The sequence below is a fragment of the Okeania sp. genome (assembly GCF_983059655.1).
In genome coordinates this window covers 1-8,079 of record NZ_CEZPJD010000351.1, presented here as the reverse complement: position 1 = coordinate 8,079, position 8,079 = coordinate 1, and the positions used below count along the sequence as shown (strand labels likewise).

The window sequence follows — 8,079 nt, the reverse complement described above, 5'->3', positions numbered from 1 at the left end:
TGGAACTCGCCCCTACTAATGTAATATTCAACTAAAGATGATATAAGCAGTAACAAATTTTGATATTATTTAGATGCCTCAAATAATTACTCAAAAATTCAAGAAATGGAAAAACCTGCAAAAAATCAATATCCAATTAATGAGTTATTAAAACAACGTTGGAGTTCTTTAGCTTTTACTGACAAAATGGTTGACTCAGAAGTATTACTTTCACTTCTAGAAGCAGCAAGATGGTCTCCTTCTTCTTTCAATGAACAACCTTGGAGTTTTATAATTGCTACTAAGGAAAACTCTGCTGAATATGAGCGTCTTTTCAGTTGTTTAGTAGAAGGAAATCAACCTTGGGCAAGTCTTGCTCCTGTATTAATGTTATCTGTTGCTAAACTTTCTTTTGACAGAAATAATAAATTTAATAGACACGCTTTTCACGATGTAGGTTTAGCAGTTGCTAGCTTAACTTTTCAAGCAACAGAAATGGGTTTGAGAGTTCGTCAAATGGCAGGTTTTCATGTTGATAAAGCACGGGAATTATATAAAATTTCAGCAGAATATGAACCAGTAGCAGCTATAGCTATTGGTTATCCAGCAGAACCCGATATTTTACCTGAGTCTTTACGAGAGAGGGAGCTTTCTCCACGCAGTCGTAAACCCATGAGTTCTTTTGTGTTTACTGGAGAATTTGGCAACACTGCTTCATTTATTTAGTTTTTAAAGTAGTTTTTAAAGAAGCGATCGGCACCTGGCAATAGTATTCAATAGCAAAACTTGTAGTGGACGAATAAGTTGTGTCAGTTCACTACAAGATGAGTTACTAAAATCAATCAATTATTTTCCCCTACTCCCTACTCCCTACTCCCTACTCCCTCTTCTAGAAATATTGACATTAAAAAAGAGGAAATTATTGAATGGATAAGCTAATTCATTATCAAAATATCATCAAACAAATTCTAACTAATTATCAAAACATATCAGCACAAGTTCCCGACCCTGATATAGATGAGGTATTAATATTTGATGACCAAAGAAGTCAATATCTTTGGTTTAATATTGGGTGAAAAAATGATAGACGAATTAAAGCAATTTCTGTTTATATTCGGATTAAAAATGAGAAGATTTATATTGAGGAAGATTGGACAGAGGAAGGAATTGCTAATGAATTATTAAGGGAAAATGTACCAAAAGAAGATATTGTTTTAGCTTTCCACGATCCTTAAACTCGTAAGTTAACTGAGTTTGCTGTTGTTTAAATTTTGCAATAGTTAGGAGCGGGTTTGTTTGTTAAATTAAGGATTCCAGTAGGGTATGTTAGACGGCTAAAATTTAGATTGAGAAAGGTATTTAGCAATCCGTCGTAACGCACCATTTTAGATTTGTCACTAGAGGTGATTCAAAGAAAACGTAGTGAGGTGGTTAATATTATTTAAGTCTTTTTTCCTATATAGAAAACATAGCCATAAAACTCTTTATATTTATCATACAATTCAGCTTCATGCTGTTGATTTTCTACAAGTTCTTCGGCAGTTTTATTACCTACATATTTTTGCAAAAATTTTTCCTGTGCAGAAACTTGTGGAGCATAAAAATGTTCAGTCCAACAATTTTCAGGCAGAACAAAAGTAGCAATTGGAATATATCCAGCTTTTTGCATTTGTGCCACTTTATTTGAAATAGTATTTATTTCGGGATATTCATTATTCCAAAACTCATCAATTTCCACAGGTCGCTCTTCAGTGAACCACGATACTTCTGAAACAGCAAGGAAAGCTCCTTTCTTCAAAAACTTATACCATTCGTTTATTCCTCGTTCAAATCCAATATTGTAGATTGCTCCTTCTGACCAGATTAAGTCTAATTCTTCATTCTGAAAAGGAAGGTTATCCATGGAACCGACAATGCCATTTACTCTATTCTGAAGATTCAGTTTCTGACTATTAATATTGAATAAATCTATAAAGATAGGAAACAGGTCAATAGCTGTAATATGTCCTGACGTATGATTAGCTATTATCATTGTCTGACCACCGGTGCCACAACCTATATCAGCAATTTTTGATTCATTTGTCAGATTATCAATAAAGTTTAAAGCTTTAATAGTTACTTCCGGACTTCCTGGTCCTTGTCGTTCTATAGTCGAATAATATTCGCAGATTAATCTCAAATCAAACTCATGAATGGATTTATTTTCATCACTCATGTTTTTTCCTTATTTTATCTATAAAGTTTTGTCTTTTTCAGGTATCAGAAAAATTCATCTAATATCATGTCTCTTTATACCAAATTGAAATGAAGCTCCATAGAATAATATTTATTATAAGCATAACTGACCGCAGGTAAGCATAGATAAAGATAGATATATTTAATGAATTTTATAATTCTATGCAACCTCACATCAAACTGAGATTAAATACCCAAAAATAACAGTTATTAGGAAGTTATATCAAGTTGCACTATTAAACACAATATAAAAAGATGGCATACTTCTCAAGAGTCATCTTAATATGACTTAAACTATTATTAGCCAAGGATTTCAATCCTTGGCGAACTCTTACTTACGTTAATTTAATCATTAACATGAAGAGTAATTTTGTTATCTTGAAGTTTCTCTGCTACCCAACGTTCAAATAATTCACCATCTAATTTTTTCCTAATTTCAGGATTATCTAAAGAAGCACCTTGTAACTGCTCTAACCTAAATAAACTCCAAAACTTATTAGTCTGAAATGGTCCTAAAAGATCGCCAGGATTAGCTGAATTAATACTATTTCTCAAATCTTCTGGCAAACTACTTAAACTAACCGCACCCATAATGCCATTAAAATTTTTATCATTTGTCACTGAATATTCCTTAGCTAAATCTTCAAACCTACCCCCTTCTTCCAAAATTTTTCGACGCAAAGCATCTGCTAATTCTTTATCTTCCACCACAATTCTAGATAAAATTACATAATCTAGACCTGCTTTCCGTTCATTAAAATATGCTTCTATTTTTTCTGTAGTAACTGAGTCTTTTAATCGCTTTAGTTTAAAAGAATTTTCTATCTGTGACTCTAAAGCATTATAGTTAATTCGATTTTGTTGTAACCATTCTTGAAACTTTTCTTGGTCTTCCAGCTTTCTTTGCAATCTAAAATCAATCATAGCCTGTTGAATAACTGCTGGACTTACATTAATATCTTCTCTAGATTGCATTTCTTTTTCTATCACATATTGACGGACAATTTCTGTAACAAAAGACTGTAATTTCCCAGATGCTTGTAAATATCTTAAACCTTGTCCCCAAGATAATTGTTCTTCACCTATAGTTAATAGTGGTTTAGATTCCATTTTTAATATTCCTTTATTTAACTAATCTTGCTCCAGATTTTAGTCTATCTCAACCGATCATTTTTTTGAATCTGCCTTTACTAAATCTTCTTGAAGAAGGAAGAAGGAAGGAGCGAAGGACTGAAAAAGCGGATGGGGATAGTCAAGGGCTGACCACTTCATGTCTACAAACCCCAAGCAATTTTCAACACCCTGTAGATGGCAGGGCTAATTCATTGTCGTAGCGAGAATATTTACAACCCTATATTTTTGTTTAACTAATTCTAGTTAAGATGTACGAAATTTCAAAATTTCAAAGGATACAATTTTTCTCTCTTGACAATGAATTGACTTTACTCCCCACTCCCCTACTCCCCACTCCCCCACTCCCCTACTTCTTTTTTCTCTCGTGACAATGAATTAGCCATGCTGTAGATAGGGGTATTAAACCCAAAATCAAAAGATAATACGTTTTAGTTAAATTACCAAAATTAGAGCATAGTACCAAACTATAGCTAATAAAATTGCAGCGATCGCCCCAATTAAAGTATTGATAATATTCACTATTTCATTGGTTAACCATTCAAACTGAGACTGTATAGTTGCCCCAATTACACTTTCTAAATTAGTAGCAATAAAAGCTGCCATTACACAAAAAGCTATTCCTGTCAAGTTAATTAAACCTACAAACCAGCCAACCAGAGCGATCGCCACGGAAGCTACAATACCAGCCAAAGTCCCCTCTAAACTCACAGCACCCTCAGTACCTCGTGGCACTGGTTGTAAAGTTGTAATTAAAAAAGTCCGTTTACCATAAGCCTTCCCTACTTCACTAGCACAAGTATCAGAAAGCTTGGTACTAAAACTAGCCACATAACCCAACATTAGTAAAAATGGTAAATTTTCTATTGGGGGATAATTTGGATATAGCACATTAATTACCCAAACTCCTACAGCACAGATAGCAGCAGTCAGAGCCGAACCCCAAACATTTTCTGGCCCTCTAGCCCCTTCTCGCTTTTCTGCAATTCCGGCTGCCTGTTTTTGGGCCATTCCAATGCGAGTAACACCAGACCCTACTAAAAAATAAAAGGCCACTACTATATATCCAGGCCAACCCAAACTCCCCCAAATTATTACTCCTAATAGCCAAGCATGAAGTATTCCTGCTGGGGTTAACAATTTTTTAGGGGCAAAATAAACAAGACTGAGTAAGATAGTATTTAAGCTGATAGCTATTAGCCAGGGATTTATAGTATTAATTGCAGAAAACATAATATCTACTTATTGAAAACATCTATTCTAATTTTAAAAAAGCAGTTAGGGTTCAGCAATGAGCAATCAGCCTAATGGGCCGGGAATTTTTACCCAGAGCTATAAAAGCGATTAACGCAGTTCAGACCTAGAAGGCTAGCTGATAGCTAGTTATAGCAATGTGCGTGGCATATTTACAAATTGCAGGAATTGTCCAATAGCTAAAAGTTTGGCGTTGTCAGATTTTTATTCCCCCTGTTGCCTGTTGCCTGTTGCCTGTTGCCTGTTGCCTGCGCGCAGCGCTATAACTTGAAAAAATTAGTCATAAATATATTTGTCCACTACTAGGAATTAAACATGAATCAAGTTATTTTTCATTTAGCTTTTCCCGTTAATGATATTGCTCAAACAAAAGATTTTTATGCTAATGGTTTGGGTTGTGAAATTGGTCGAGAATCTTCAAATTCTGTCATTTTAAATCTTTACGGTAATCAAATAGTTGCTCATGTTGCTAAAGAAAATTTAGAACCACAAAAAGGAATTTATCCGAGACATTTTGGTTTAGTTTTTACTCTAGAAAGCGACTGGGAAGCTTTGTTGGAACGTGCCGAAAAAAATAATCTGAAATTTTATCAACAACCCAAGCGGAGGTTTACAAATTCTCCTTTAGAACATCGTACTTTTTTCTTAGAAGACCCATTTCATAATTTGCTAGAATTCAAATATTATTGTCATTCAGAAGCAATTTTTGGCTGCAATGAACATCAAAAAGTTGGAGATGTTGTAGCAGTTTAAATTAGTCTGGTTGTTAGAGATAGGAAAGCTTTCAAATATGATTTTTGATGTTTAGAGAGGAAAATATTTTTCCCTCTGTTGCTTGTTGTTGCATGTTCCCTACTATAGTTAATTGTCTGGAAATCCTATATGACAAAAATAACTTTCAATCATGTTATCCCTCAGTTTAGAATTTTTGATGTTGATAAAGCTAAAGAATTTTATCTCAAATTTCTAGGCTTTGAACTCAAGTGGGAATATCGCTCCGATGAAGCAGGTCCAGTTTACATGGAGGTCTCAAAAGCAGATTTTTCTATACATCTTACAGAGAATCATGGTGATTGCTGTCCAGGATCATCAGTCTTTATTTGGATGAATGGAATAGACAATTATTATCAAGAAATTTCTTGTTGTGATTATCCCTTTATGAACCCTCAAATAGAAGATGCTTCCTGGGGTGCTAGATTAATGATTGTCATCGATCCATTTGGAAATAAAATAATGTTTAATGAATCAAGTGATCAATAATATTTTTGTGAATTTAGGCAATTACTGTAAATTGTTTATAGTTATAAAAAAATGAAAAAACAATCATATTATACAAATAGATCAAAAATATCACTAATCAACTGAAATAAACTCAAAATTGTTTTGGTAGCTACTCAAAATTTTAAATTTTCAACCGTCAGTTGAAATAATTAAGAACTCTAGTTATTGTAACGAATATTCTGATGAATACAAAAATAGTAATTACAGAAGCAAAAGAACTAAATATTAGTTCCGTTCCAAACCATACTCAATTACCAGAATCTGACGGTAAATTTGTGAAAATTTTCAGGAACATCACCAAAGCATTTTATCAACTGACTCTATTAAACCAATCCTAGATAAAATTCATCCTGACAGACAATTATGCTATTGGTCAAGACTATGGAATTTATTGGCGATTAACTGACCCTCCTGTTAGAGGAACAGAAGCACCAGATTGGTTTTATATTCCTCATGTTTCTCCCCTGCTCAATGGAGAAGTACGACGGTCTTATGTGCTTTGGCAAGAATATATTTGCCCTCTCATTATATTAGAATTTGTTTCTGGAGATGGTACTGAGGAAAGAGACAACTCCACCAGTAATATCGATTTTTCAAGAACATAAAAAACCAGGTAAGTTTTGGATTTATGAATGAGGAATTAGAATTCCATTTTACGGCATTTATGAAGTTAAAAAAGCTGCTGTAGAGTTATATAGTTTAACTTCTAGTGATTATGAACTTGTAGAGGCTAATGAACGGGGTCATTTTCCTATTCCACAGTTAGGTATTGAGTTAGGAATTTGGCATGACAGGTATAATAATGTGGAATTACCTTGGTTGCGTTTGTGGGATAATCAAGGTAATTTATTATTGACTGGTGAAGAACGTGCTCAACAAGAATATCAACGTGTTGAAAGATTAGCAGAAAAATTACGTCAAATGGGAATAAATCCAGACCAAGAATAAAGGTAAGAAATATATAAATTATTTAGAGCAATCGCTTATTTTTTATCTATAAAATACTGAATAGGTAAATACATCTTTTCAGCATTTGCCTGTGCTAAAATTAACAGTTCAAATTAGTAATACCAATTTGAAAAAATAATGTGACGAATAATAAGGGCAATTAAAATACTTTATAGAAGATATCTCTTGGACTAAAAAGATAAATTCATACCTATTTGATAATTAGCATGCCAGTAGTGTATTAATTATTTTTATGTTTACTTATCCTCCACTCCCCTAATCCCCTACTCAATAAAATTTAGCAAACATTTATCAAATTGGTATAATTCGTTTTGACTTAGAAGCTGCTTTTAATTCTTCAACAATTACTGTTAAAACTTTTTCATCTGACACCATCCAAGCATGAAGTAAAACATCTATTTTGATGTCTCTACCTACTGGCATTTGAGAACTTCTAGCAGGCAAAATCATCGCATCATAAGGAGTCCAAATAGAGGTAAAATTTATCTGCTCTAATAAAGCAATATCCTGATTTAAATCTTCCAGAAAAACACTTTGAGGGCGCATCTGAATGGGTGCTGCTAAATTTAAAGCGTAAGCTGTTAATGTGCCGTTGTGAGGAGAAGAAATGGTAATAAAACGTTCTACTCTTTCTATACCACCTAATCTTTGAACATAGTAACGACTGATTACTCCTCCCATACTAAAACCTATTAAATCTAAGGGTTGATTAGGTGGAAATGTTTTGCTTATATAATCATCAACTTGTTTAGCTAGTTTATCTAACCCTAAAATACCGTAATTAGGAACTAAGTTCAGAGAATAAACATCCCAACCTAAGTTTTTTAGATATAGAGACATTCGATCAAATATTCTAATAGTGTCAAAAATTCCGTGGATTAGTAGTACCGGATTAGGTTTATTTAAAGTGCTCATACTCCTGATTTATTATGCTTATCTTCATTCTAAATTTTAGAGTGTAGCGATCGCTATTCTTTTATTTAGTAGGACAATCTTTTTACTGGTATAGCAGAAGGAAGAAGTAAAAAAGAAGGTAAGCATTTCCTGCGGAATGCTGCGCAAACTATAGCTGTCAGCTCTCAGTTTTCATGAGGGGGTTCAAATGAATATAGATTTTAAAGCCGACTTTGGTAGTAAGTATAATTTCTGCCTCAATTAGTAAAGTTTTTATCTAAAACTAAAATTAATAGCTGTTTGCATAATACCAATTTTAAAAAAGAATGCTACAAA

7 protein-coding genes and 2 pseudogenes are annotated in these 8,079 nt (G+C 33.3%); 5 read left to right on the top strand and 4 right to left on the bottom strand.

The genetic code is table 11. From position 1 onward, the window contains the following. Positions 1-105: 105 nt before the first annotated feature. Entirely contained in the window at positions 106-705 is a 600-nt protein-coding gene (locus AC3DU7_RS18925; RefSeq protein WP_488040864.1) for a nitroreductase family protein, read from the top strand. Between the two features lie 200 nt (positions 706-905). Beyond that, a pseudogene (locus tag AC3DU7_RS18920) lies at positions 906-1,214 on the top strand (XisI protein). A gap of 206 nt (positions 1,215-1,420) precedes the next feature. On the opposite strand, the gene AC3DU7_RS18915 reads toward AC3DU7_RS18920, so the two are convergent. The 3 genes from AC3DU7_RS18915 to AC3DU7_RS18905 form a co-directional block, all read right to left on the bottom strand. Next, entirely contained in the window at positions 1,421-2,194 is a 774-nt protein-coding gene (locus tag AC3DU7_RS18915) for a class I SAM-dependent methyltransferase (protein WP_488040863.1), read from the bottom strand. A gap of 365 nt (positions 2,195-2,559) precedes the next feature. Next, positions 2,560-3,324, bottom strand: a complete 765-nt coding sequence (locus AC3DU7_RS18910; RefSeq protein WP_488040862.1) for a peptidylprolyl isomerase — start codon at positions 3,322-3,324, stop codon at positions 2,560-2,562. A 456-nt stretch (positions 3,325-3,780) separates the two neighbouring features. Then, a complete protein-coding gene (locus AC3DU7_RS18905; RefSeq protein ID WP_488040861.1) occupies positions 3,781-4,578 on the bottom strand; it encodes a TIGR00297 family protein in 798 nt (265 codons plus the stop codon). 336 nt (positions 4,579-4,914) lie between these two features. On the opposite strand from AC3DU7_RS18905, the gene AC3DU7_RS18900 reads away from it, so the two are divergent. The 3 genes and pseudogenes from AC3DU7_RS18900 to AC3DU7_RS18890 all read left to right on the top strand — a co-directional run bounded on the left by AC3DU7_RS18900 (position 4,915) and on the right by AC3DU7_RS18890 (position 6,828). After that, entirely contained in the window at positions 4,915-5,352 is a 438-nt protein-coding gene (locus AC3DU7_RS18900) for a VOC family protein (RefSeq protein ID WP_488040860.1), read from the top strand. Positions 5,353-5,481: 129 nt separating this feature from the next. After that, entirely contained in the window at positions 5,482-5,859 is a 378-nt protein-coding gene (locus AC3DU7_RS18895) for a glyoxalase superfamily protein (RefSeq protein ID WP_488040859.1), read from the top strand. A 215-nt stretch (positions 5,860-6,074) separates the two neighbouring features. Continuing rightward, positions 6,075-6,828 (top strand): annotated as a pseudogene (locus AC3DU7_RS18890) (Uma2 family endonuclease). A 312-nt stretch (positions 6,829-7,140) separates the two neighbouring features. Here AC3DU7_RS18890 and AC3DU7_RS18885 read toward each other — a convergent pair. Then, on the bottom strand, positions 7,141-7,764 hold the full coding sequence (locus AC3DU7_RS18885) for an esterase/lipase family protein (RefSeq protein ID WP_488040858.1): 624 nt from the start codon (positions 7,762-7,764) through the stop codon (positions 7,141-7,143). Between the last annotated feature and the right edge of the window lie 315 nt (positions 7,765-8,079).

What these genes read in the sequence shown, in the direction of transcription:
- AC3DU7_RS18885 (WP_488040858.1), bottom strand. Translation starts at nt 7,764, where the DNA reads ATGAGCACTTTAAATAAACCTAATCCGGTACTACTAATCCACGGAATT.
- AC3DU7_RS18910 (WP_488040862.1), bottom strand. Translation starts at nt 3,324, where the DNA reads ATGGAATCTAAACCACTATTAACTATAGGTGAAGAACAATTATCTTGG.
- AC3DU7_RS18895 (WP_488040859.1), top strand. Translation starts at nt 5,482, where the DNA reads ATGACAAAAATAACTTTCAATCATGTTATCCCTCAGTTTAGAATTTTT.
- AC3DU7_RS18905 (WP_488040861.1), bottom strand. Translation starts at nt 4,578, where the DNA reads ATGTTTTCTGCAATTAATACTATAAATCCCTGGCTAATAGCTATCAGC.
- AC3DU7_RS18900 (WP_488040860.1), top strand. Translation starts at nt 4,915, where the DNA reads ATGAATCAAGTTATTTTTCATTTAGCTTTTCCCGTTAATGATATTGCT.
- AC3DU7_RS18925 (WP_488040864.1), top strand. Translation starts at nt 106, where the DNA reads ATGGAAAAACCTGCAAAAAATCAATATCCAATTAATGAGTTATTAAAA.
- AC3DU7_RS18915 (WP_488040863.1), bottom strand. Translation starts at nt 2,194, where the DNA reads ATGAGTGATGAAAATAAATCCATTCATGAGTTTGATTTGAGATTAATC.